The 23,567-nt window shown below is 64.9% G+C and carries 17 protein-coding genes, 1 tRNA gene and 2 pseudogenes; 13 read left to right on the top strand and 7 right to left on the bottom strand.

Annotated features, from left to right (window positions below; genetic code table 11):
• Window positions 1-353: 353 nt before the first annotated feature.
• Window positions 354-729: pseudogene (locus tag MBENS4_RS27660) on the top strand (hypothetical protein); the annotation flags it as partial.
• A gap of 304 nt (window positions 730-1,033) precedes the next feature.
• Here the strand turns inward: MBENS4_RS27660 and zapE are convergent.
• From zapE to MBENS4_RS19920, 3 genes and pseudogenes are all read right to left on the bottom strand, one after another.
• Window positions 1,034-2,150: pseudogene (zapE, locus tag MBENS4_RS19930) on the bottom strand (cell division protein ZapE).
• A 98-nt stretch (window positions 2,151-2,248) separates the two neighbouring features.
• Complete coding sequence (locus tag MBENS4_RS19925) at window positions 2,249-3,031, bottom strand: succinate dehydrogenase iron-sulfur subunit (protein ID WP_039393979.1); 783 nt, start codon at window positions 3,029-3,031, stop codon at window positions 2,249-2,251.
• A 653-nt stretch (window positions 3,032-3,684) separates the two neighbouring features.
• Complete coding sequence (locus MBENS4_RS19920) at window positions 3,685-6,279, bottom strand: Rne/Rng family ribonuclease (RefSeq protein ID WP_052322562.1); 2,595 nt, start codon at window positions 6,277-6,279, stop codon at window positions 3,685-3,687.
• A gap of 638 nt (window positions 6,280-6,917) precedes the next feature.
• On the opposite strand from MBENS4_RS19920, the gene MBENS4_RS19915 reads away from it, so the two are divergent.
• The 3 genes from MBENS4_RS19915 to MBENS4_RS24380 all read left to right on the top strand — a co-directional run bounded on the left by MBENS4_RS19915 (window position 6,918) and on the right by MBENS4_RS24380 (window position 11,931).
• Window positions 6,918-7,805 (top strand): N-acetylmuramoyl-L-alanine amidase family protein, encoded by an 888-nt coding sequence (locus MBENS4_RS19915; RefSeq protein WP_039393978.1) that lies wholly within the window; start codon window positions 6,918-6,920, stop codon window positions 7,803-7,805.
• A 127-nt stretch (window positions 7,806-7,932) separates the two neighbouring features.
• The gene (locus MBENS4_RS19910) at window positions 7,933-10,470 is read left to right on the top strand and encodes a penicillin-binding protein 1A (protein ID WP_039393977.1); all 2,538 of its coding nucleotides are present in this window, start codon (window positions 7,933-7,935) and stop codon (window positions 10,468-10,470) included.
• A 204-nt stretch (window positions 10,471-10,674) separates the two neighbouring features.
• Window positions 10,675-11,931: a diguanylate cyclase gene (locus tag MBENS4_RS24380; protein ID WP_052322561.1), complete on the top strand. Its 1,257-nt coding sequence runs from the start codon at window positions 10,675-10,677 to the stop codon at window positions 11,929-11,931.
• A 1-nt stretch (window position 11,932) separates the two neighbouring features.
• On the opposite strand, the gene MBENS4_RS19900 is transcribed toward MBENS4_RS24380, so the two are convergent.
• The 3 genes from MBENS4_RS19900 to MBENS4_RS26170 form a co-directional block, all read right to left on the bottom strand.
• Complete coding sequence (locus tag MBENS4_RS19900) at window positions 11,933-12,781, bottom strand: ABC transporter substrate-binding protein (RefSeq protein ID WP_039393976.1); 849 nt, start codon at window positions 12,779-12,781, stop codon at window positions 11,933-11,935.
• Window positions 12,782-12,783: 2 nt separating this feature from the next.
• A complete protein-coding gene (locus tag MBENS4_RS25955) occupies window positions 12,784-13,032 on the bottom strand; it encodes a hypothetical protein (RefSeq protein WP_039393975.1) in 249 nt (82 codons plus the stop codon).
• A 137-nt stretch (window positions 13,033-13,169) separates the two neighbouring features.
• Complete coding sequence (locus tag MBENS4_RS26170) at window positions 13,170-13,592, bottom strand: hypothetical protein (protein WP_039393974.1); 423 nt, start codon at window positions 13,590-13,592, stop codon at window positions 13,170-13,172.
• A 144-nt stretch (window positions 13,593-13,736) separates the two neighbouring features.
• Here MBENS4_RS26170 and efp point away from each other — a divergent pair, with 144 nt between their 5' ends.
• From efp to MBENS4_RS19860, 6 genes are all read left to right on the top strand, one after another.
• Window positions 13,737-14,300, top strand: a complete 564-nt coding sequence (gene efp / locus MBENS4_RS19885; protein WP_039393973.1) for an elongation factor P — start codon at window positions 13,737-13,739, stop codon at window positions 14,298-14,300.
• A gap of 2 nt (window positions 14,301-14,302) precedes the next feature.
• Complete coding sequence (locus MBENS4_RS19880) at window positions 14,303-14,674, top strand: hypothetical protein (RefSeq protein ID WP_039393969.1); 372 nt, start codon at window positions 14,303-14,305, stop codon at window positions 14,672-14,674.
• 81 nt (window positions 14,675-14,755) lie between these two features.
• Window positions 14,756-15,592, top strand: coding sequence for an inositol monophosphatase family protein (locus tag MBENS4_RS19875; RefSeq protein ID WP_039393966.1), 837 nt, complete (start codon window positions 14,756-14,758; stop codon window positions 15,590-15,592).
• Window positions 15,593-15,836: 244 nt separating this feature from the next.
• Window positions 15,837-16,190, top strand: a complete 354-nt coding sequence (locus tag MBENS4_RS19870) for a hypothetical protein (RefSeq protein WP_144401014.1) — start codon at window positions 15,837-15,839, stop codon at window positions 16,188-16,190.
• Between the two features lie 104 nt (window positions 16,191-16,294).
• A tRNA-Leu gene (locus tag MBENS4_RS19865) sits at window positions 16,295-16,378 on the top strand.
• 98 nt (window positions 16,379-16,476) lie between these two features.
• Window positions 16,477-17,805, top strand: coding sequence for an amidohydrolase (locus tag MBENS4_RS19860; RefSeq protein ID WP_039393958.1), 1,329 nt, complete (start codon window positions 16,477-16,479; stop codon window positions 17,803-17,805).
• A gap of 24 nt (window positions 17,806-17,829) precedes the next feature.
• Here MBENS4_RS19860 and MBENS4_RS19855 read toward each other — a convergent pair whose 3' ends face one another.
• The gene (locus MBENS4_RS19855) at window positions 17,830-18,366 is read right to left on the bottom strand and encodes a hypothetical protein (RefSeq protein WP_039393956.1); all 537 of its coding nucleotides are present in this window, start codon (window positions 18,364-18,366) and stop codon (window positions 17,830-17,832) included.
• Window positions 18,367-18,663: 297 nt separating this feature from the next.
• On the opposite strand from MBENS4_RS19855, the gene MBENS4_RS19850 reads away from it, so the two are divergent.
• The 3 genes from MBENS4_RS19850 to prsR are packed head-to-tail and all read left to right on the top strand — an operon-like array spanning window position 18,664 to window position 23,560.
• Window positions 18,664-20,049 (top strand): TIGR03013 family XrtA/PEP-CTERM system glycosyltransferase, encoded by a 1,386-nt coding sequence (locus tag MBENS4_RS19850; protein WP_039393954.1) that lies wholly within the window; start codon window positions 18,664-18,666, stop codon window positions 20,047-20,049.
• Window positions 20,046-22,184, top strand: a complete 2,139-nt coding sequence (gene prsK / locus MBENS4_RS19845; RefSeq protein WP_242405024.1) for an XrtA/PEP-CTERM system histidine kinase PrsK — start codon at window positions 20,046-20,048, stop codon at window positions 22,182-22,184. The genes MBENS4_RS19850 and prsK overlap by 4 nt, the downstream gene beginning before the upstream one ends.
• The gene (gene prsR / locus MBENS4_RS19840; protein WP_039393952.1) at window positions 22,184-23,560 is read left to right on the top strand and encodes a PEP-CTERM-box response regulator transcription factor; all 1,377 of its coding nucleotides are present in this window, start codon (window positions 22,184-22,186) and stop codon (window positions 23,558-23,560) included. Before prsK ends, prsR begins: the two co-directional genes overlap by 1 nt.
• Window positions 23,561-23,567: the final 7 nt, after the last annotated feature.

The following is a 23,567-nucleotide window of genomic DNA, read 5'->3' as shown; positions in this document are numbered from 1 at the left end:
CCTTGGAAGTCAAAAGCGATTTCCAAGGGGCTTTCTATTTGTTGATTTGCTCATTTTTGAAAATTTGGTTTTTCTGAGGGCAGTTTGGATAGATTCTAATAGGTGATCTTCGGTCATAATCTGCCTCTGGGAGTAGTATTTTCGGTTAACCGACCTAGCTAACAGTGAGGCTCATGAGTCGCTGTTAACCAATTTGTTTTCGCGGCATGGGATGTAAAGCATCCCGGTCCGAGGCTGGAAGATGGGCAGGAAACGCCTCTTATAACTCCAGAGCTAGACGGCGCTGATGGCGAGGCTCAGGACTCGTTGATTGGCATGCCATGGTTGCTTCAGGCTCCGCGAGGGGGCTGAGTGTGAGCGACCTGCACTGGCTGACGGAAGAGCAGATGACTCGCTATCGCCGTATTTTCCCAAGGGTCTCGGTAAGTCGCGTGTCGATGATCGGCGCAATCCGAGTGGGGGCATCTCCGCAATCGGAACGGCCCACGCTGGCGTGGTGCGCCCAGAGAAAACGGGCTTCACAAGACCTTGTACAAATCGCTGGGAGCGATCGGCGTATTCCTCCGGTCGAAGTCTCGTCCGGTCAAAGCGCGGAGCCGAGGGTTGTCCTGATCGGTGCAACCTATCTCAAGACTCATCGCGCGGACTCTAGCGTTGGAAGGCGATAGGCGCCAATACAAGCGCCGCAACCGCATCGAGATCCTGTTTGGGTGCTGCGCGGATTGCCGCCCATTCCCAAAATCGCGGCCTCACCATTCCTGTTCAGTGCTGCGCGAGCAAGTGGGGGGATAGGCGCCTTGGAGCGGCTCCTTGGCAAGGACACTCTTGGGCCTGGGTGCCTGACTGCTCTAGGGTGCCGTTGTAGCCGCCGATCCAGGGCGTATATTCAGGAAGGCAAGCCCATCGGCGCCATCAAGCGCCCGTCTCATGCCTATCAGGTCTGGCTTACGCCCCAAGTGACCCGAAACGTGGGAGGGTGATGCCCCGGCCGAAGATGGGAGGTCTGACCCCGTGCCGGTCCATCGGTGGGCTTTCAGTCCTCGCCGTGGCCTTTGGCAAGGTAGTCGGCGCTCTGCATTTCGTTAAGTCGGCTGACCGTCCGTTCGAATTCGAAGCGACCGGTGCCGGCTTCGTAGAGCTCTTCCGGTGAGGCATCGGCGGCTGCGATGAGCTTGACCTTGTTCTCGTAGAGAGCATCGATCAGGGTTACGAAACGTGCCGCTTCGTTGCGGCGGTCCGGTCCCATACGAGGGATGCCGACGACGATGACCGTGTGGTAGGCGCGGCGCAATCGCCAGGTAATCGGAAGCGCCCCGCGCTTCTGCGCACAGGCGCTTGAAGCTGAAGACACCTACGCCCTTGAGGCTCTTGGGTACATGGAGCAGCCGTCCGCCGCCGACATCGATATCCGCCGGGGGAACATGCTCGGCATCTTCCGGTGGGTAGTCGGTCAGGCGGTAGAAGGCCTCGCGGGTCTGTTCGGTTGCCTCTTCGCCCAAGGGGGTGTGCCATGTCGCCATGCCGCCAAGACGCTGAAGGCGATAGTCGGTCGGCCCGTTCAGCGTGTAGACGTCGAGCTCCTGCTCGATGAGGTCGATGAAGGGCAGGAAGTGTTCGCGGTTGAGGCCGTCCTTGTAGAGTTCGGACGGTGCCCGATTCGACGTCGTCACGATCGTGACGCCCTCGTGCTCGATGAGCTGCGTGAACAGGCGGCTCATGATCATCGCGTCGGCGGAGTTGTTGACCACCATCTCGTCAAAGGCGAGGCACTGCACGTTGCGCGCGATCGTCGCGGCAACAGGCGGGATCGGGTCGCCACTTTCCTTCTTGCGCTCTTCGTTGAGGAGCGCGTGCACCTCGAGCATGAAGGCGTGGAAGTGAACCCGGCGCTTGGCCGTGATGTCGAGCGTCTGGTGGAACAGGTCCATCAACATCGACTTGCCGCGCCCAACGCCGCCCCACATGTAGACGCCGCGCGGGGAGGGGGCCTTCTTGCCCAGTAGCTTGCCGAAAAGGCCGGTGGAATTGCGCGCCTTGTAGAAGGCGCGCTGCAACTGGTCGAGGCGCTCGGCGACGGCGGCCTGCTCGGGATCCGAGCGCAGTTCCCCGGTGGCGACCAGGGTCTCGTAACGACCGAGCATGGCGGTCATGCCGCGCGCTCCTGGTGTATATCACGCAGGCGAAAAACGCCGACGGGGAGCGCGCAATGCATCACGACTGACATCGAAGAAACGCCGGGATACGCCGATCAGATCTGGCGTTCGGCCTGCATCTTCTTGATTTCGGCGATCGCGCGTGCGGGCGAGAGGCCCTTGGGGCACACGTTCGAACAGTTCATGATCGTGTGGCAGCGGTAGAGGCGGAAGGGATCTTCCAGCTCGTCGAGGCGCTCGCCGGTCATTTCGTCGCGGCTGTCCGCCAGCCAGCGATAGGCCTGGAGCAGGATGGCCGGGCCCAGGAACTTGTCCGAGTTCCACCAGTAGCTCGGGCACGAAGTCGAGCAGCAGGCGCACAGGATGCACTCGTAGAGGCCATCGAGCTTCTCGCGCTGGTCGGGGGTCTGTAGGCGTTCCTTGCCCGACGGCGTGGTCGAGACAGTCTGCAGCCAGGGGCGGATCGACGCGTACTGCGCGTAGAAGTGCGTGAAGTCGGGGACCAGGTCCTTGACCACGTCCATGTGCGGCAGCGGGGTGATGCGGATGTTTCCCTTGAGATCCTCGATCGCGGTCGTGCAGGCAAGGCCGTTGGCACCATTCATGTTCATGGCGCACGAACCGCAGATGCCTTCGCGGCACGAACGGCGGAAGGTAAGGGTGGGGTCCTGCTCGCTCTTCATCTTGATGAGCGCGTCGAGAACCATCGGGCCGCAATTGTCGAGGTCGATCTCGAAGGTGTCGTAGCGCGGGTTCTCGCCGGAATCCGGGTCGTAGCGGTAGACGGTGAACTTCTTGACGCGGGTCGCACCTTCAGCCTTGTGGACGTTGCCCTGCTTCTTGATCTTGCTGTTGGCCGGAAGGGTGAACTGCGCCATGAACGAATCCCCGTTTTCTTGCATTGCGGCATAACCGCCTCGGTGGTTCCCCTCTAGCGATTCAGCCGCGCGGGGCAAGGGGGGAGTGTGAACAGATGGGCATTCCGGCGCTCTAACACCGCTTTTTTACATGCAAATTGCGCATGTTCGGCTGAATCTGGCGGCGAAATGGCGCCTTCATGATCCGCGATCGGTCGCGCCAGTCGTGCTCTGCAAGTCGCAGAAAATCGACGGTTTTGCCGATTAGGGGGATGTGTTGGATGTATTTTCCGGGCGAGCGGCTGCGCCGATCGAGGCTGCCTGCCTAGCCAAGGGGGCCGGCGCAGTTTGCGACGGCCCATGCAAAAAAGGCTCCCCGTTTCCGAAGAGCGGGGAGCCTTTTTCGATTTTTGCGAGGTCGCGGCGATTATTCGCCGAACGTGCGCTGCCACCAACCGCGGCGCGGAGCCTCGGCCTTGGGGGCTTCCTCGGCCTCGGCTTCAACCTTGGTCGCGGTTTCCTCGCTGGCAGGCTTGGTTGCCGCGGCTTCGGGGGCCGCCTCGGCGGCGACCTCTTCTGCGACGGGCTCAACCTTCTTGCGGCGCGGGGCCCGCTTGGGCTTGGGCTTTTCGTCGGTCGCCTCGGGCGCGGTTGCCGCGTCTTCGGTTGCCGCCTCAGTCCTCTTGCGGCGCGGAGCGCGCTTGGGCTTGGGCTTTTTCCTCGGCCGCTTCGGTCGTGGCTGCCGCGTCTTCTGTGGCAGGCTCGGCCTTCTTGCGGCGCGGGGCGCGCTTGGGCTTGGGCTTTTCCTCAGCTTCCGGTTCGGCAGTCGGAGCCTCCGCAGCCGGTTCGGCGGCGGCTTCCTCGGCGGCAGGCTCAACCTTCTTGCGGCGCGTGCGCGTGCGCTTCGGCTTGGCAGCGGGTTCCTCCTCGGCCGGAACTTCCGCGACCTCGACCGGTTCTGGCGCCATTTCGGCGGCGACCGTGGCTTCGGGCTCTGGAGCCGGTTCGGGCGCGCTCACGGCAGGCTCGGAAGGCGCTTCGGCTTCAGCTTCGGGGCTCTCGTCCGAGGTGCTTTCCTCGCCTTCGCTGCCAAAGCCTTCGCCCTCGGCATTGCGGCGACCGCGGCGGCGACGACCGCCACGGCGACGGCGCTTGCGCGGGGCCTCGGCTTCGTCGTCATGCCCGTCGCTGGCTTCGGTGTTGCTGGCTTCGGCGCCGCTGGTTTCGGTGCCTTCGTCGTCCTCGTCGCTGTCTGCCTGGGCTTCGCCCGCGTCCTGGCCGTCCTCGCGGCGGTCACGACCACCGCGACCGCGGCGACGCTTGCGACGCTTGCGGCGCGAACCGCCTTCGTCCTCGTCGTTCGAGCGGGCTTCCTCGGCCTCGAAGGCCTCGTCTTCCTCGTCCTCGTAGAGGCCGTCGTCCTCGACTTCGGTTGCGATCGGGTCGAAGCGCGGCACGAAGTCGTTGCGCGGGCCGGACGAGGCCACGCGCATCTTGGCGCCCTCGTTCTCACCCTCGGGGATGACTTCCACGGTCACGCCGTAGCGTTCCTCGATGTCGGCGAGGTCGGCGCGCTTGGCGTTGAGCATGTAGACAGCCGCTTCGGTGCTGGCGAAGAGCGAGACGATCACGCCCTTGCCCTTGGCTGCTTCGTCCTCGATCAGGCGCAGGGCCGAAAGGCCCGCCGAGCTGGCGGTGCGCACAAGGCCGGTGCCGTCGCAGTGCGGGCACGAGCGCGTGGTCGCCTCGAGTACGCCGGTGCGCAGGCGCTGGCGGCTCATCTCCATGAGGCCGAAGCTCGAGATGCGGCCAACCTGGATGCGGGCGCGGTCGTTCTTGAGCGCGTCCTTCATGGCCTTCTCGACCTTGCGGACGTTCGAGCCGTATTCCATGTCGATGAAGTCGATCACGACGAGGCCGGCCATGTCGCGCAGGCGCAGCTGGCGGGCGATCTCGCGGGCGGCTTCGAGGTTGGTGGCAACCGCCGTCTGCTCGATGCCATGCTCCTTGGTGGCGCGGCCCGAGTTGATGTCGATCGAGACCAGCGCCTCGGTCGGGTTGATAACGATGTAGCCACCTGACTTCAGCTGCACGACGGGGTCGTACATTGCGGTCAGCTGGTCCTCCGCGCCGTAGCGCTGGAACAGCGGCACGGGATCGGAATAAGGCTTAACCCGGCGCGCGTGGCTGGGCATCAGGAGCTTCATGAAGTCCTTGGCCGCGCGGTAGCCTTCCTCGCCCTCGACGACGACTTCCTCGATCTCGCGGTTGTAGATGTCGCGAATGGCGCGCTTCACCAGGTCGCTGTCCGAGTGGATCAGCGCGGGCGCGGCCGAGTGCAGCGTCTTTTCGCGCAGCTCGTCCCAGAGACGGGCGAGGTAGTCGAAGTCGCGCTTGATCTCGGTCTTGGTGCGCTGGAGGCCGGCCGTACGCACGATGCAGCCCATCGAGCGGGGCAGGTTCATCTCGGCGATGATCGACTTCAGGCGCTTGCGGTCCGAGGCCGAATTGATCTTGCGGCTGATGCCGCCGCCGTGGCTCGAATTGGGCATGAGCACGCAGTAGCGACCGGCAAGGCTGAGGTAGGTGGTAAGGGCTGCGCCCTTGTTGCCACGCTCTTCCTTGACGACCTGCACGAGCAGGACCTGGCGGCGGTGGATGACGTCCTGGATCTTGTAACGGCGACGCAGCGCAAGGCGCTTCGAGCGCAGCTCTTCGGCTTCCTTCGAGCGGGCCTTGCCCTGGCGGCGGCCGCGACCACGGCCACGGCGCGAGCGGCCATGGTTGTCGTCTTCGCCGTCTTCGCCGTCCTCGAAGCCCCGCTCGACGTTGCCGTCCTCGATCGTGGCGACATCGTCCTTTTCGGAGGTGTCGACCTCGGTCAGGCCGCCGTCGTCGAAGTCTTCGCCGTCGGTGTCGTTCTCTTCGTCCTCGTCCTCATCTTCCGCTTCGCTTGCGCGCAGGGCCGCTTCTTCCTCCGCGTGCGCGGCTTCCTCGGCGAGGAGCGCGTCGCGGTCTTCCTTGGGGATCTGGTAGTAGTCCGGGTGGATTTCGCTGAAGGCAAGAAAGCCGTGACGGTTGCCACCGAAATCGACGAAGGCGGCTTGGAGCGAAGGCTCCACGCGCGTCACCTTCGCGAGGTAGATGTTACCCTTTATCTGCTTGCGTTCGGTCGATTCGAAATCGAACTCTTCAATGCGATTTCCCTTGAGTACCGCCACCCGCGTTTCTTCCGGGTGGCGCGCATCGATGAGCATGCGCGTTGCCATTGGTAAGTCTCCGGACGCGCTGCCTTCCGGCCGGATCAGCCAGTGGCGCGCGTCGATTATCGTGAAGGCCGCAGGAGAACGGGAGGGCGCCGTAAGGACGGGAGGCCTCTGCTCCGTAGCGGACCGGATTGTAGATGGGGTCGGAGCAATCCATCGCTCCGAGTGTCGTATCATATTCCACTGCCGGTGCGGCAGCGATTGCGTCTGCGAGCGGAAGTTCGCGTGGCGAAACCCAACACGCCGAAAGTTGCGGCCACGCCGCCACCGCCCCGAAGGGCTTGGGCTGGCAAGGCGGCAATTGGCTTCTCATCTCTCGCATCAACCTGTTGGAGCCGGGCCGGAAAGCGGCCGGTTCAATTCTCTCCGCGCAGGCTGTCGGCCCTGATGGCAGATTGCAAGTCCCTTTCAGGAAGATAACTTGCCAACCTGTCCGGGGTGAACAGTCGCGGATTTGAACTGCCTAGCACTACACGTAAGCCACGGCAAGTTGCTTGGTGGGGCATGTCTTCCGAAGTGGATCGAACATCGCCGCAGCGGGGCGCACACCTGCTGAAATGCGCCGTCTTCCGGGGGGATCCTTGCCGGCACGCGCAAGAGGATTGCGGGGCTTGCGGCGAGGCCCTAACGAGACACCGATTATGGTGCGTCTGGTCCAGATATTCCTGCTGCTGCTGGCTCCGCTTGCGCTGCTTGCCTGCGTCTTCGTGATTAACCGCACGTTCGCACAGGCGAGTGGTGGGCGCGAATACGTGGTGCGCATGAAGCTGCCGGAGATCGGTGAGCCAGCCGATCTGCCGGCGGTCGAAGGGCCGCGCGATGCCCGCCAGCCACTGGTGGTGATCGATGCCGGGCATGGCGGGTTCGATCCGGGCGCGGGCCATGGCCGGGTCAAGGAAAAGCAGATCGCCTTGCAGATCGCGCGCGCGATCCGCGCCGACCTGCTTGCCCGCGGTGATATCCGGGTTGCGCTGACGCGCGATGGCGACCGTTTCATCTCGCTTGCCGATCGCCCCGATATTGCCCGGCGCCTGGGGGCTGACCTCTTCCTCTCGATCCATGCCGACAGCGCGGAAAGCGACCTTGCGCGCGGTGCCAGCGCCTATGTGCTTTCGGAAAAGGGGAGCGGCGAGGCCGCACGCCGGTTCGCGGCGAGCGATGCCGAGAGCGATGCCACGAGCGCGCGCCGGGTGAACGGTGTCGTCCTCGATGCCGCCAATGATGCCGTGGGCGCGATCCTGCTCGACCTGTCGCAGCGCGGCGCGCAGGAGGCCTCCGCGCAAGTTGCCTCCTTCCTGATCGAGGAACTCTCCGATGCGGACGTGCGTCTTCACCGTCGTCACGTCGAAACCGCCGCGCTGGCGGTCCTCAAGGCGCCGGACATGCCCTCGGTCCTGTTCGAGACCGGATATATCAACAATGCAAAGGATGCCGCTTTCCTCCAGTCGCGCGCGGGGCAGGGCGTGGTTGCAGGCGCAGCGGCGCGCGCGATCCGGCGCTATTTCGCGCGGCGCGCGGATTTCCAGTAGGCACCGGGGAGGTCGGTCCTGTCGCTTACGGCGGCCTCGATGGGAGTCTCGCTTCGCCGTGTTATCCGCGACTTGCCCGATCTCCTGCTGGCCTTGCGCAAAAAGGGCGTGCTAGAGGGCTTGCACGATGACCGACACGAGCTCTGACACCGGCCCCGGCGCGGCCCAGGATACGCCGGAAGACGCAAGCACCAGCCCCCGCCGCGAACGCGGCCAGGGTCGAATCGCACGGATCTGGCGATCAAGCCGGATCCTGCGCGGATTTGTGTACCTGTGTGTGGCCGGGATCATCGGTCTGATCGGACTGTGGGTCGTGCTCATGCGCGACATGCCCGATGCCAAGTCGCTGCTTGCCTACCAGCCGCCACTGCCCACCATGGTGCGCGATATCAATGGCGACATTGCCTATAGCTATGCGCGCGAACGCCGCGTGCAGCTGCGCTATGTCGACCTGCCGCGCCCGCTGGTCAACGCGTTTCTCTCGGCCGAGGACCGCACGTTCTGGTCGCATGGCGGCGTCGATATCGGCGGCTTTGCAGGCGCCGTGGTCGACTATGTCTCCAAGTACGGCTCGGGCGAGCGCGCCAAGGGCGGCTCGACGATCACCCAGCAGGTCGCCAAGAACATCCTGATCGGCGACGAGTATTCGGTTACCCGCAAGCTCAAGGAGATGGTGCTCGCCTACCGCATTGAGGGCGTGCTTTCGAAGGAGCAGATCCTCGAGCTCTATCTCAACGAGATCCCGCTTGGCCGTCGCTCGTTCGGTGTCCAGGCCGCCGCACGCGCCTATTTCGACAAGGACGTGGACGAGCTGACGCTGAACGAAGCTGCTTTTCTCGCAATTCTGCCGCGCGCGCCCGAAGTCTACGGGCGCAAGAAGCACGAAGCCCGTGCGCTTGAACGTCGCAACTGGGTGCTCGACCAGATGGTGCGCAACGAGTGGGTGAGTGCCGCCGAGGCGGCCGAGGCCAAGGCGCAGCCGCTGGGCCTCGTCACGCAGCGCGGTCCCGACTACGATCCCGCCAACGGCTATTTCATCGAGGAAGTGCGCCGCCGCCTGATCGACCGCTACGGCGAAAAGGCCGAGGACGGCCCCAACAGCGTCTATGCGGGCGGCCTGTGGGTGCGCACCTCGCTCGATCCCGAACTGCAGGGCGCGGTCCGCGCCGCATTGCGCAAGGGCCTCCTGAACTACCATGGGCAGCGTGGTTGGGCCGGTCCGATCGCGCACATCAACGACATGGAGAACTGGCAGACCCAGCTCATCGTCTCGAACAAGACCATCGATTACCAGAACTGGCGCGTGGGGGTCGTGCTCGATGCCGCGAACGGGGAAGGGCGCATCGGCTTTTCCGATGGCGACATCGCCGCGCTCACCAATGTCCCCGACCGCGCCAAGGTCGGAGATTTCCTCGCCGCTGCACCGGTTTCGGCCGGGACCTACGCGGTGCGCACCGTCCCCGAGGTTTCGGGTGGCATGGTCATGGAGCAGCCTTATTCGGGACGTCTGCTGGCCCTCCAGGGCGGCTTCGATTCCGGTCTGGGCTCGTTCAACCGCGCGGTCCAGGCCGAGCGCCAGCCCGGCTCGACGATCAAGCCCTTCGTCTATGCGACCGGGCTCGACAACGGTATGACGCCCGCGACACAGGTGCTCGACGGCACCTTCTGCGTCTACCAGGGCGGCAATCTTGGGCAGAAGTGCTTCCGCAACTTCGGCAACGAAGGCGGCGCGGGTTCGCGTACCATGCGCTGGGGCCTCGAGCAGTCGCGCAACCTGATGACTGTGCGCATCGCCAACGACATCGGCATGGGCAAGGTGGTCAAGACCTTCAAGACCATGGGCATCGGCGACTACAAGCCGTACCTCTCCTTCGCGCTCGGCGCGGGCGAGACGACCGTGGCGCGCATGGCCAACGCCTATTCCGCGCTTGCCAACAACGGCGTGCAGTATGACGCCTCGGTCATCGACTACGTGCAGGATCGCAGTGGCAAGGTCATCTGGAAGGCCGACAAGCGCAACTGCGATGGCTGCAACATGGCCGAATGGGACGGAAAGCCGATGCCGCGCATCGCGCGCCGCGGCAAGCAGGTGATGAACGCGGACACCGCCTACCAGACCATCCACATGCTCGAAGGTGTTGTCACGCGCGGTACCGCGGTGCGTCTGCGCAGCCTGAACCTGCCGCTCTTCGGCAAGACCGGCACCACCAACGGCCCGACCGACGTGTGGTTCATGGGCGGCTCGCAGGACTACGTGGGCGGTGTCTACCTGGGCTACGACAATCCGCGCTCGCTGGGCGGCTATGCCCAGGGCGGGCGGATCGCCGCGCCGATCTTCAAGGACGTGATCGAGGCCACGCGCGAGCGCTGGAGCGACCAGCCCTTCGTCGCGCCGCCGGGCGTGCGAATGGTGCGCATCGACCGTGTGACCGGCAAGCAGGTGATGGGCGTGGAGCCGTCGGACGAACCCAAGGCCTCGGTCATCTGGGAAGCCTTCAAGCCCGACACCGAACCGCGCCAGTACACCGCCGAGGACGAGTTCACCAAGCGGCGCGATGCGCTGATTGCCGAGATCGATGGCGCGCGCAAGGCGCGGGCTACGGCGGCGGAAGCTGCCCAGGGCGTTGCCGACAACTTCGCCGAGGAGCAGGGCGGCATCTACTGATCAGAGCCTACGGGACTAATTCTGGCGGACTTTGGGCCAGGTCAAAGGCCTTCGGGCCTCCTGAGCCTAGGGTCCCGTTCAGGGATATTCCCGTGAAGATATGTATGTGCAAATTTCACATACACTTGAATCATAAGTATTATTACTTGTTGTTAAGCCTTCATGGGCACTGTCCCCTCGATTTTGAACGGGGGTTGGTTGCAGATGTCGCAGGTTACACCGCGCAGTCTCACGTTACGCTATGTCGTGGCGCTGGGGCTGATCGCACTCCTCAGCATCGTTTCGCACTTCGTCCTCACGGAGACGTTGCGGGCGAACGAGGGTGCCGCGGCGATCATCAACATGAGCGGGCGTCAGCGTATGCTCTCGCAGCGCATCAGTGCCCTTGCGGACGATCTGCACCGGGGCGACGAGGAGGTACGCGAACCGCTCGAGACGGCCGTGCGCCAGTTTGCCGATGCCCACCGCGAACTCGTCCGCCTCGCTTCCAGAAAGGAAGGCGCTTCCGTTGCCGAGCGCCGTTTGCACGACGTCTATTACGGACCTGCCGAAATAGACCGCCTGGCTCGGCGTTTTCTGGATGCGGCGGAAGCGGAGATCGCCCTCCCGCGGGGAGGCCATGGGGCCGCGGCTGCCGACGAGATCGGGAACCTGCGTACCCTGTCGGTCCTCTCGCGCGGGCCCTTGCTCGGCGGCCTTGAGGAAGTGGTCGCGATCCACCAGTCGGTCAGCGAACTGCGCGCGCAGCAGATGGAGCGGATCCAGTGGGGTATCCTTGCGATCGTGCTCCTGACCCTGACGTTCGAGGCGCTCTTCATCTTTCGCCCGATGGTGCGGCGCATTTCCGTGTACGTGGGTCAGCTCCTGGATCTGGCCGACCACGACTATCTCACCGGAATGCTCAATCGCCGGGCGTTCACCGCGCGGGCCGAGACCGAAATCCAGCGCGCGCGTCGCCATGACCGGGCGATGTCGCTGCTCCTCCTGGATGTCGATCACTTCAAGCAGGTCAACGATGTCCATGGGCATCTGGCGGGGGACGAGGTGCTCTGCGGGATTGCCCAGATCCTGGACATGCAGGGGCGCCGCGAGGATCTGGTCGGGCGCATTGGAGGCGAGGAGTTCGCCATTCTGCTGCCCGAGACGTCCCTCGCCGGCGCCATCGATGTGGCAGAGCGGGTACGCGAGGCCGTGGCTGGAGAGCCGTTCACGGCGGGTGGAAAGGCGCTCAGCGTCACGTTGAGTGTCGGCGTGGCGGAAGTGGACCGGACCTCGCCCCGCGGGGTTGTGACCGCCATGGGGCGGGCAGATCAGATGCTCTATCGCGCCAAGAACGCAGGCCGGAACTGCGTGCGTCCCTTCCGGGGGGCAATCCTGCCGCTCCGCAATGCCGCCAAGGGCCTGGAGCCTGTCCTTGCCGCGCCCCCGGTGCTGGGCGCCTCGGCCGAGGGGCCCGTCTAGTTCAGGTTTCGGGTATTGCCACGCTGCCCCCCGCCTTCCATTGCCGGATCGTCAGGTAGGGCCCCTGCAGGGCCGCGCGGACAAGCGGGCCCAGGCCCAGCATAGTTCCTTCCTCGCCCTGCGTCGCGGGAAGAAGGCGGACCTGCTCCAGAGCAAGCCGCAGACCTGAAGGGGTAGGCGATGGCGCGCGCGCAAGCGCATGGGCGACCAGGCGTGCCAGATCGTGGTCGCGGGCCATCGTGTCGTGGTGTGCGCGGGCATCGGGAAATTCGTCCTGAAGCGCCCGGAAGCGCGGATTGCGCTCGGAGACGAGCGACAGGTGCAGCCACCCCTCGAGATCTTCTGGGCGTGTAGGGGCGTGCCGAGAAGCGGCGCTGCGGGCCGCGAGGAGATTGACAAGGCAGATACCGTCATAGCCCGACTGGCCAATCGCATCGTACAGTTCGCGTGACGGTACTGTGCGCCCCAGATAGAACAGCGCATCCGGGCGCGCACCACCTTCGTTGAGGGCCGATGCAAGAGTATCCGCAACTTCGTGCGCTCCGGCCTGCGGTGCCACAGCTACGCTGGCGCTCGGAGCCAGACCCGCGATTGCGGCCTCTTCCTGGAATGCCTTGGCCAGACGTTCGCCGAGGCGGGATGTCTCGTGCAGGACGACCGGCCGAGTGCGCCCGCTGGCGGCCAGGTGCTGGACAAGCCGCGCGGCCTCATCGACGGCGCCGCCTGACTGGAGCTGGAAGGCATGGCGCGTGCGCGCGTGCTCGTCGTGGGAGCAGATCAGGGCGGGGACGCGCCGCTCTTCGTAGACGCGCGCGGCGATGGCGGCGTTGTCGCTGACGAAGGGGCCCACGATCAGGCTACGCCGTCGTCGATCAGGCGATGGCAGGCGTCCTCGACCGCGGCTCCGGTGCCGCCGGGCAGGCCCAGCGCGTAGGCATGTACGATTTCCACTTCGGGGAGGGCGCAACCGCGCCTGCGCAAGGCCGCGATCTCGCGATCGAGCCAGAATGCGATGTCGTGGCTGGCAGGCGAATCGTCATCCTCGTCCGCGCGCAGGTCCGCTGCGTCGTTGAGTACTCCGATCCTGATCCTGTCGGTCATTCCCGATCCCCTTTGTCTGGCGGGGCCGGAGGAACCGGGGCCGCGTCGCCTTGGGGGAGGAAATGGTCCGATGCGCAAAAGGCTGCACGCCCTTGTGCGCTTTTGCCGTCAGGGGGGCAGGATCAGGAAGCTGGCCCTCAGCGCCGGGGCACAAGGATGCAGCGCATCGCACCTGCTTCAGGTTCGGGGCCGGGGCCCGTTTCTTCGAGGAAACCCGCACTGATGCGCGTGAAGCGGCGGTTGCGGAAGACGCCGCCCGTCATCACCACGTCGGTACCTGTATGCAGGTAGCTTCCGCGCACGCCCTTGGCGAGATAGCTGGACGCATTGACGATGGTGAAGTCGTATTCGGGAACCGGCTCGCCGATCAGGCCGCCCGCATCGCCGGGCAGTTCGCAGGCGTAGCGCCCCATCTTGAGCGTGCCGATCTTGCCGCCAGGAACCGGCGGCGGCTCCGGGCTGTCGGCGCCCGCCGAACTGAGCGGCGCGGCAAGGGCGAGGGACGCAGCAAGGCACAGGATCGCCGGCGCAAGGCGGCGGGAGAGGGCGGCTCGGTTCATGACAGCCGCGCTAGCACCGCAGCGAGGCAATTGCCATGCCCGTCTGCCTCGGCTAAGGGGCGCGGGATTTGCGAAACGGTGTGTCTCTCCTGTAGAGGTCCGGATCTGTTTCGCTCAGCTCTTTCCCATCGAAGGCAGGTTTCCATGAAGATCAGCGGCGTCGACATTCGTCCCGGCAACATTCTCGAATACGAAAAGGGCATCTGGAAGGTGGCCAAGACGCAGCACACCCAGCCCGGCAAGGGTGGTGCGTACATGCAGGTCGAGATGAAGAACCTGATCGATGGCCGCAAGACCAACGTGCGCTTCCGCAGCGCCGACACCATCGAGAAGGTGCGCCTCGACACCAAGGACTTCCAGTACCTCTACGCCGAGGGCGACATGCTGGTGTTCATGGACACCGAGACCTACGACCAGATCCAGCTTCCCGCCGATCTTCTTGGCGATGCCGCAGCCTTCCTTCAGGACGGCATGCAGGTTGCCCTTGAACTGTGGGAAGAGCGCCCGATCTCGGTGCAGCTGCCTGAACAGGTCGAGGCCGTCATCGTCGAGGCCGACGCCGTGGTGAAGGGGCAGACCGCCTCGTCGAGCTACAAGCCGGCCGTTCTCGACAATGGCGTTCGCGTGATGGTGCCGCCGCACATCGAAAGCGGTACGCGCATCGTCGTCGATGTTTACGAAAAGGCCTACGTGCGAAAGGCGGACTGATCATGAAGCTGCGTTCCAACCTCCACAAGCTGGCGCTCGGCGCTGCCCTGTCCCTTTCGGCCCTGCCGGTCGGCGTGGCAGCGCAGGACGCCGCTCCGGCCCAGCCCAAGGCCGAGGACGTGCAGAACGCGGTCCTCTATCTCAACGTGATGGTCTCTGCCCTGCGCTCCGAGCAGGTCGAGGAGCCGGTCAAGAACGCGCTGGTGGGCTGTCTCTACAACAACTCGCTGGGCAAGATCGGGACTTCGGTGGATGGCCTTATCGCCAAGAACGCCGACAAGGTTCACCGTGACAAGCCTGGCGAGTTGCTGCAAGCCATTGCCCTGGTCTGCGGTTACCAGCCCGAAGGCGCGAGCGCGGGCAACGAGCGCTGACCACCCGATCGTTCGGGTGAGGTCGGCGCGTTTGAAAATTGATGTGCCGGCCCGGCCGGCAGTAGGAGCAGAGTAAAGGTTATGGCCGCAATTTCCGGTCTCATCCGCGTCATGGAAAAGGCCGCCCGCAAGGCTGGTGGCCGACTTCGCCGTGACTTCGGTGAAGTCGAACATCTCCAGGTCTCGCGCAAGGGGCCGTCCGACTTCGTCTCCAAGGCCGACCGCGCCGCCGAGCGTACCATCTGGGACGAGCTGCGCGCAGCCCGTCCGGACTGGGGCTTCCTGTTCGAGGAAGGCGGCTCGATCGAGGGCGATCCCGACAAGCCGCGTTTCATCGTCGATCCGCTCGACGGCACCACGAACTTCCTTCACGGCATTCCGCATTTCGCGATCTCGATCGCGGTGCAGGAACCGCGCCTGGACGGCAACAAGTCGATCAACGGCGGCTGGGGCGAAGTGACCGCGGGGCTGATCTACCAGCCGATCACCGACGAGAGCTTCTGGGCCGAGAAGAGCCGGGGCGCCTGGCTCCATGATGCGCGCCTGCGCGTGTCGTCGCGCCGTCACCTTGATGAGAGCGTGATCGCGACGGGCATTCCCTTCCAGGGGCATGGCAATGTCGCGGAATGGTCGCGCATCTACCAGGCGCTTGCACCGCAGGTGGCGGGCATCCGTCGCTTCGGTTCGGCCGCACTTGACCTCGCCTGGGTCGCTGCGGGGCGTTACGAGGGCTTCTGGGAAGCCGACCTGAAGCCGTGGGATACGGCGGCGGGCTGCCTGCTCGTGCGCGAGGCCGGTGGCTTCGTGTCCGACTGGAAGGGCCGCTCGCTTCCCTATTGCGACAGCCAGATCCTGGCGGGCAACGACGTGCTCCATTCGCGCATTCACAAGATCCTTGCGAACTCGCTCAAGAGCTGAGCTTCACGGATCATCCGGATCGGGGAAGGGCGGCTTTGGCCGCCCTTTTTCGTATCGGGCGCAGCGATTTTTTTTCGGATGGCCCAAGGCGCTGGAAATGGGGGCTTAGTACCCCTTTCCAGGGCACCCTTTCGTGCTTTGCCCGGACTTGCCGGGAACTGTCGTGTTCCCCACGCCGTTTCTACGTGGTACTTACGTAGAGCTGGTCCGGGGAGATGGAATGGCGATCAGGAACGTCCTTTGCTTGGGTTTTGGCCTCGGGGCATGTGTCCCGGCCGCCGCTGTTCATGCGGGAGAGCCTGTCGCGAAGGGCGTGGTTCCGCTGGCGCTTGCCGCCTCTTCGGCGCGTGTCCCACCGCCGGACGGACGTCTCGACCTTCGTGGATTTTCCCTTTCCGCCAAGCCCTTGAATACTCGCGAACGTACCGAGCGCGTCGAGCTAGGTCCGGCTCCCGAGGCGGACGCCGAAAAGATCAAGCTGCGCTGGCAGTATGCCACAGGGGAAGATGGCCCGCGCTTCGAGATCGGCTCGTTCGGATCGCGCAAGGGCGCAATGAAGAGCCAGTTGCTCCACGTCGCACTCGATTGGGAATTCTGAGAAAAAGACCTGGACCGACGCAAATGCCCGTCCCGGTGGGTATTCGCGCATTGGCCTCTTGAATGCGCCGATGGCTGCGGCTAAGCGTCTGGCCTTCATCCCGTGCCCCTGTGGCGGAATGGTAGACGCGAACGACTCAAAATCGTTTGTCGAAAGGCGTGCCCGTTCGAGTCGGGCCAGGGGCACCACACCGGCATCTGTCGGCGGACGGACCTTTCCCAAAGCGTTATGAGCCCTTGCCTTTTACAGGGCATTCCATAGCCTTGCGTCTATGGGACATCTTGACATGCTTCGCTTGGCCCTCGCCGCCGGAACGGCGCTGGGCGTAACCTCCTCACCTGTGGCGGCACAGGGGAGCAACGCGGTCGCGCAGGCTATCGCGGCCGATATGCCGGCGCTCATGGATATCTACCGTGATCTGCACGCGCACCCGGAGCTCTCGATGCAGGAGACGCGCAGCGCCGGGATCATGGCCAAGGCCGCGCGCGAGGCCGGATTCGAGGTGACCGAGGGTGTGGGTGGTACCGGTATCGTCGCAGTCATGCGCAACGGCGAGGGCCCCACGGTCCTTATCCGCGCCGACATGGATGGCCTTCCCGTGACCGAGCAGACGGGGCTTCCCTTCGCTTCGAAGATGAAGGGGGTCTCCACCGCCGGGGTGGAAAGTGGCATCATGCACGCCTGCGGCCATGACACCCACATGACCGCCTGGATCGAGACCGCGCGGCTGCTCGCGGCCCGGCGCGAGGCATGGTCGGGCACGCTCGTGATGGTCGGCCAGCCTGCCGAAGAAATGGGGACCGGTGCGCGCGCGATGCTGGCGGACGGCCTCTATTCGCGCTTTCCCAAGCCGGACTATGCGCTGGCCTTTCACGATTCGGCGGGAATGGAAGCGGGCAAGGTCGGCGCGGCTGTGGGCTGGGCGCTGGCGAATGTCGACAGCGTGGACATCCTCGTCAAGGGACGCGGCGGGCACGGGGCCTATCCCCACACCACGATCGACCCGATCGTGCTGGCGAGCTCGATCGTCATGAAGCTGCAGACGCTTGCGTCCCGCGAGATCGATCCCAAGGACCCGGTCGTGGTGACCGTCGGCTCGTTCCACGCTGGCACCAAGCACAACGTCATCTCCTCCAGCGCCAAGCTGGAATTGACGGTGCGCAGCTACTCGGACGAAACGCGCGCCAAGCTGCTGGAGGGTATTCAGCGGATCGCGCGCGGCGAAGCGCTGGCCGCCGGCGTTCCCGAAGAGGACCTGCCCGAGGTGAGCTGGAAGGAGCTCTATACCCGGGCGACCTGGAACTCGCCGGAATTCACGGAAGAAACGCTGGTCCGGCTCCAGGCGAAGATGGGGACCGACAAGGTCGGCGAACTTCCGTCCGTGATGGGCGGGGAGGACTTCGGCGAATACCGCCGTGCCGACGAGGAGAACATCAAGTCGATCATCTTCTGGGTGGGCGGCGTGCCCGAGGCTGCCTACAAGGCCGCGCAGGAAGGTGGGCCGCCCTTGCCCTCGCTCCACAGCGCGTTCTGGGCGCCCGAAGCGGACAAGGTCATCGGCTCGGGTGCGGAGACGTTGACGCTCACCGCGCTTGATATCCTGGGTACGAAGTAGCCGCGGCGTGAGGCGGGTGTTCGGTCAGCCGGCGGGCTGGCCGGATGAGGGCAGGGCACCCATCGCCCGCAGGTCATCGGGGCCAAGGCGAATAGCGGGCAGGTCGCCGCGCTCTTCTTCATGCAGGGCCAGCCATTCCTCAAGCGTCATGCCCGCTGGCAGATTGGCCGGAGGTGCCGACCGCGCGAGGGGGGATGTGGGCAGGAGGTCCGGGCCGGGTTCGTAGCCGGGCTCATGGCGCAGTTCGTCGCCCTGGGCATAGGCCATCGCGCCTGAAGGGGCGGGGCGCCGCACCGGATCCGGGCCGAACTGCCCGGGCGTATCGCGGCGGGGGCGTATCTTGATGAGGTTCTTGGCTGCGCCTTTTGCGGCTTCGCCGATCGCATCCTCCGCGTCAGCTTCGTGCGCGGCCGCGGCAGCGAGCGCCGCCTTGCTGCGCTCGCCGTCGGCGAACACGGCCAGCAAGCCCGTGGCGACGAGCGTGATGGCGGCGAAGTGTACCGAGGTCTGCTTGAGCGAGAGTTTACCGGCTGACGCGCGGCTGGTGCGAATTCCTGTCATGGCAGCGCGGCCTCTACCGTGGGGCGGGTAACACCATGGTTTCCTCTCGTGGTTAGCACATGGTTTACAGCCGGTCCCGTAGGCGCGCCGAGCGCCTTTCCTCGCGCCGTGCGTCTCTGTAAAACGGGCCGACATTTTGGGCGAGGAATAGCTCTGAAAGCACCATGATCCGGGATTTGCGTCCTTGTGTCCAGCGGGCTGGCCGGTAGAGGTGTGTTAGTTTTACCGACAGTTTACGCCTTGGGGTTAAGCTGAGGTCACATGAGTTAACGTGCGCAAGGATAGCGACCCGAGGCGATGGTCCGGCTTTTCAAACACTACATCCCCTACGCGGTGATCCTGCTGTGTATCGTCGACTTCGCCTTGCTCGTAGTGGCGAACGAGCTGTCCTGGCGCTTGCGGGCGATGCAGATCGGTATGGACATGGGCTCGCTCCTGGCGCGTATGGCCGCCCACGGAGCGTTCGGGGCCGTGATGATCCTCGCGATGGTTTCGGTCGGCGTCTACGCGTCGGAGGCGCTTCGTTCCATGCGATTTGCCGCTGCGCGCCTGCTCGTCGCGGTCTCGCTGGGCGTGATCGCGCTGGCCTTCGTCGACTTTGTTGTCGCCACCGAGCAGTTCTGGCGCTCCACCCTTGTCTATTCGATGGGCTTGGCAATCGTGCTCTTGATGGGCAACCGGCTCTTCTTCCACGCCGCCTTCGGCTCCGCCGTGTTCCGGCGCCGCGTCCTGGTACTGGGCTCGGGCGCGCGGGCGCGGCGTATCGAGGTGCTCTCCAGGCGTCCGGAAAGCGGCTTCGCGGTCGCCGGTTTCGTCGACATGAACGAGGGCGCGCCCTGCGTGGAGGGGGCGACCCCGCGCGCCGAGATCGAGAACCTTACCCGCTTCGTCGAGAGCCTCGGGGTCAGCGAGGTCGTGCTGGCGCTGCAGGAGCGGCGCAACGCGATGCCGCTCAAGGACCTGCTGCGGATCAAGACCGCTGGCGTCCACGTCAACGATTTCTCCAGCCTGATCGAGCGCGAGACCGGCCGGATCGACCTCGACACGGTTAATCCCAGCTGGCTGATCTTTTCGGACGGCTTTTCGTCGGGGCGGGCCGTTTCCGGCGCCGTCAAACGTCTTTTCGACATCGTTGCAAGTTCGTGCGTCCTGCTCCTGACCGGCCCGGTGGTCCTGGTCTTTGCGCTCCTGGTGAAGCTCGACAGCAAGGGACCGGCCTTCTACCGCCAGTCCCGTGTCGGCCTGTTCGGTGTTCCTTTCGATGTCATCAAGCTGCGCTCGATGCGCAGCGATGCGGAAGCGGCGGGGGCGCAATGGGCGACCAAGGACGATCCCCGTATTACCCGGCTTGGCCGTTTCCTGCGCAAGGTGCGGATCGATGAACTGCCGCAGGCCTGGACGGTTCTTAAAGGTGAGATGAGTTTCGTCGGGCCCCGGCCCGAGCGACCCGAGTTCGTGGCCGACCTGGAAGCGCACATTCCCTTCTTTGCCGAGCGCCATATGGTCAAACCCGGAATTACCGGGTGGGCGCAGATCAACTATCCTTATGGCGCATCAGTCGAGGATTCGCGCAACAAGCTGGAATACGATCTCTATTACGCAAAGAATTACACGCCCTTCCTCGACCTCCTGATCCTGTTGCAGACCTTGCGGGTCGTGATCTGGAGTGAGGGAGCCCGATGATGGCTTGGGACAGTCCCGATATCTGGACCACGATTGCGATTGCGCTCGACCTGACCGGCGCCATTGCAACGGCGGCTGTCGGCCTCTCGCTGTGGCCGCGCCGTCACCGGCTTGCCGGGGCAGGCGGGGCCGCGCTCGTCGCTTTGGTCCTGACCTCGTTGTGGAGCCTTTCGGTCGCGGCCGTTGCGGTCGGGACGGTGCCGCCGATCCTGGCATCGCTGTGCGAGACCGCGCGCAACATGGGCTGGCTCCTTGTCGTCTTTCGCCTGTTCGGCGGCGATGGACGCGACACCACGCTGGCGCCGATCCGTCCTGTCGTGATGGCGCTGTGCTTTGTCGAGTTGCTGCATCTGGGCATCGACTATGGGCTGGGGACCTTGCCGCTGCCGCTTGAACTGCGAAGCCTTGCCTTCGAATTCAATGTCCTGTTCCGGCTCCTGGTGACAGTCGGGGGGCTGGTTCTGGTCCACAATCTCTACGCGGGCTGTTCGCACGATGCGCGCCCGGCGCTTCGCTGGCCGACGATTGGTCTCGCCGTGCTGTGGGCCTTCGATCTCAACCTTTACACGATTTCATACCTCGCCGGGTCCTGGCCGCGCGAAGTGGCGGCCCTGCGTGCGGTGGCGACGGTCATCCTGGCGATGTTCATCGGACTTTCGGTCGCGGCCAACCGGGACGAACTGAAGATCCGCCCTTCGCGTGCGGTCACGTTCCAGACCTTCTCGCTGCTGGTGATCGGGGCCTATCTGGTGGGTATGGTCGCGGTGGCGCAGTGGCTGTCCTATGCGGGGGGCAACTTCGCGCGCCTGCTCGAACTCGCCTTCCTGACCCTCGCCAGCGCGATTGCCTTGGTCGTCCTGCCCTCGCGCAAGCTGCGCAGCTGGCTCAAGGTGACGCTGGCCAAGCACTTCTTCCAGCACCGCTACGATTACCGCGAGGAATGGCTACGCTTTACCCGCACCATCGGCAGCGGGGGTGAGAACGCCGCGCCGCTGGGCGAGCGCGTGGTCAAGTCGGTGGCGGACCTTTTCGAGAGCCCCGCAGGACTTCTTCTCGCACCCGGGGAGCAGGGCGAAATGACGCTCGCCGCACGCTGGAACTGGCCCGAGATCGAGGTGCCGGGTGTCGCGATGTCGCTGCAGGGCCAGTCCTACCTCGAACGCACCGGCTATATTGTAGATCTCGACGAAGTGCGCGGTCGCAGCGCAGCCCAGGGAGCGGACACGACATTCGAGATCCCGAAGTGGCTCCTTGCCGATGCGCGCAGTTGGGCGGTCATCCCGCTCGTCCACTTCGAGCGCCTGGTCGGCCTTGTGGTGCTTGCCCGGCCGCAGTTCGCGCGCACCTTCGACTGGGAGGACCTAGATCTCCTGCGCGTCATCAGCCAGCAGGTGGCGAGCTACCTTGCGGAAAATGCCAGCCAGACTGCCCTGGCCGAGGCCAACCGGTTCGACGACTTCCACCGCCGCATTGCCTTTGTCATGCACGACATCAAGAACCTTGCGAGCCAGTTCAGCCTGCTCGCCCGCAACGCGGAACTGCACGCCGACAAACCGGCCTTTCGCGCCGACATGCTGGTGACCTTGCGCAATTCTTCGGAAAAGCTGAACGCGCTGATCGCCCGGCTCGGGCGCTATGGCACCGGCGCGGTCGAGAAGCTGGAGAACATTCGCACCCGCGACGTACTGGCCTCGGTCGGAACCAGCTTTGCAAGCAGCGCGCAGTTCGTGGCGGTGGATTCGCCCGACCTGGCGATCACTGCCAACCGCCATTCGCTCGAGCAGGTTCTGGTTCATCTCGTCCAGAACGGGATCGATGCAAGCGATCCGCACAGCCCGGTCTTCCTCTCGGTCGTCGCCGATGGCCTCCATGCCCGTTTCGAGGTGCTCGATTCCGGCTGTGGCATGTCTGCCGAGTTCGTGCGCAACGGTCTGTTCAAGCCTTTCGTGTCAACCAAGAGCGGAGGCTTCGGGATCGGCGCGTACGAGGCGCGCGAACTGGTGCGCGCGATGCGCGGGCGGCTCGACGTGGAATCGCGCGAGGGGCTGGGTTCGCGCTTCGTCGTGCGTATCCCGCTCAGCGAGGCGACCAATCTCTACCAGAACCTCACGAAGAATGATCAGAAAGTCGCGTGATGAGTGATAATGCCGCAAAGTCGCTGCCCAAGCTCCTCATCGTCGAGGACGATGCCGGGCTGCAGGCGCAGCTCAAGTGGGCCTATGAGGACTTCGAGGTCATCGTGGCGGGGGACCGTCCCTCGGCGCTTGCCCTCCTGCGCTCCGAGGCGCCCGACGTGGTGACGCTCGACCTGGGGCTGCCACCCGATCCCGATGGAACGAGCGAGGGGTTCGCGGTTCTTGACGAGATCATGGCGCTCAAGCCCGACACCAAGGTCATCGTCGCCAGCGGCCATGGCGCGCGCGAAAGCGCGCTCACCGCCATCGCGCGTGGGGCCTACGACTTCTACCAGAAGCCTGTCGACATCGATGCGCTGGGGCTGATCGTGCGCCGTGCGCTCCAGCTCCACCGGCTGGAGGAAGAGAACCGCCGCCTGTCCTCCAAGGTCGAGAAGGAGGAAAAAGTGCTGGGGCGGATGATCACCGCCGCGCCCGAGATGCTCAAGGTTGCGCGCACCATCGAACGCGTCGCCAACACCAATGTCTCGGTCATGCTGCTGGGGGCGAGCGGGACCGGCAAGGAATTGCTCGCACGCGGCCTGCACGATGCGAGCGACCGGGCGCGCGGCGAGTTCGTGGCCATCAACTGCGCCGCGATCCCCGAGAACCTCCTGGAAAGCGAGCTGTTCGGGCACGAAAAGGGCGCCTTCACCGGCGCGGTCAAGACCACGCCCGGCAAGATCGAGCAGGCGAGGGGCGGGACCCTGTTCCTGGATGAGGTAGGCGACATCCCGCTCCAGCTGCAGGTCAAGCTGCTGCGCTTCCTGCAGGAGCGCGTGATCGAGCGGGTGGGCTCGCGCGAATCGATTCCGGTCGACACGCGCATCGTGTGCGCCACCCACCAGGATCTCGATGCGATGATCGCCGATGGCCGCTTCCGCGAGGATCTCTACTACCGCCTCGCCGAAATCGTCGTGCGCATTCCCAGCCTGGCGGAGCGCCCCGGCGATGCGACGCTGCTCGCCAAGACCTTCCTCGCGCGCTACGCGGCCGAGATGAACCCCAAGGTGCGCGGCTTTGCCAGCGATGCTCTGGCCGCGATCGATGCCTGGCCCTGGCAGGGCAACGTGCGCGAACTGGAGAACCGGGTAAAACGCGCGGTGATCATGGCCGACGAGAAGCTCGTCTCGGCCAGCGACCTGGATCTGGCCGATCCCGACGAGCAGGTCATCAATGCGCTCAACCTCAAGACCGCGCGTGAACAGGCCGACCGCAAGGTGATCCGCCATGCCCTGGCGCGCAGTGAAGGCAATATCTCGAGTACGGCCAAGATGCTCGGGATCAGCCGTCCCACGCTCTATGATCTTCTCAAGCAGTACGACCTGCAGCCCTGATGGCCCG

Source organism: Novosphingobium sp. MBES04 (genome assembly GCF_000813185.1).
Lineage (GTDB): Bacteria > Pseudomonadota > Alphaproteobacteria > Sphingomonadales > Sphingomonadaceae > Novosphingobium > Novosphingobium decolorationis.
The sequence above is the reverse complement of the archived record's forward strand: the minus strand, read 5'-3'. Positions and strand labels throughout refer to the sequence as shown.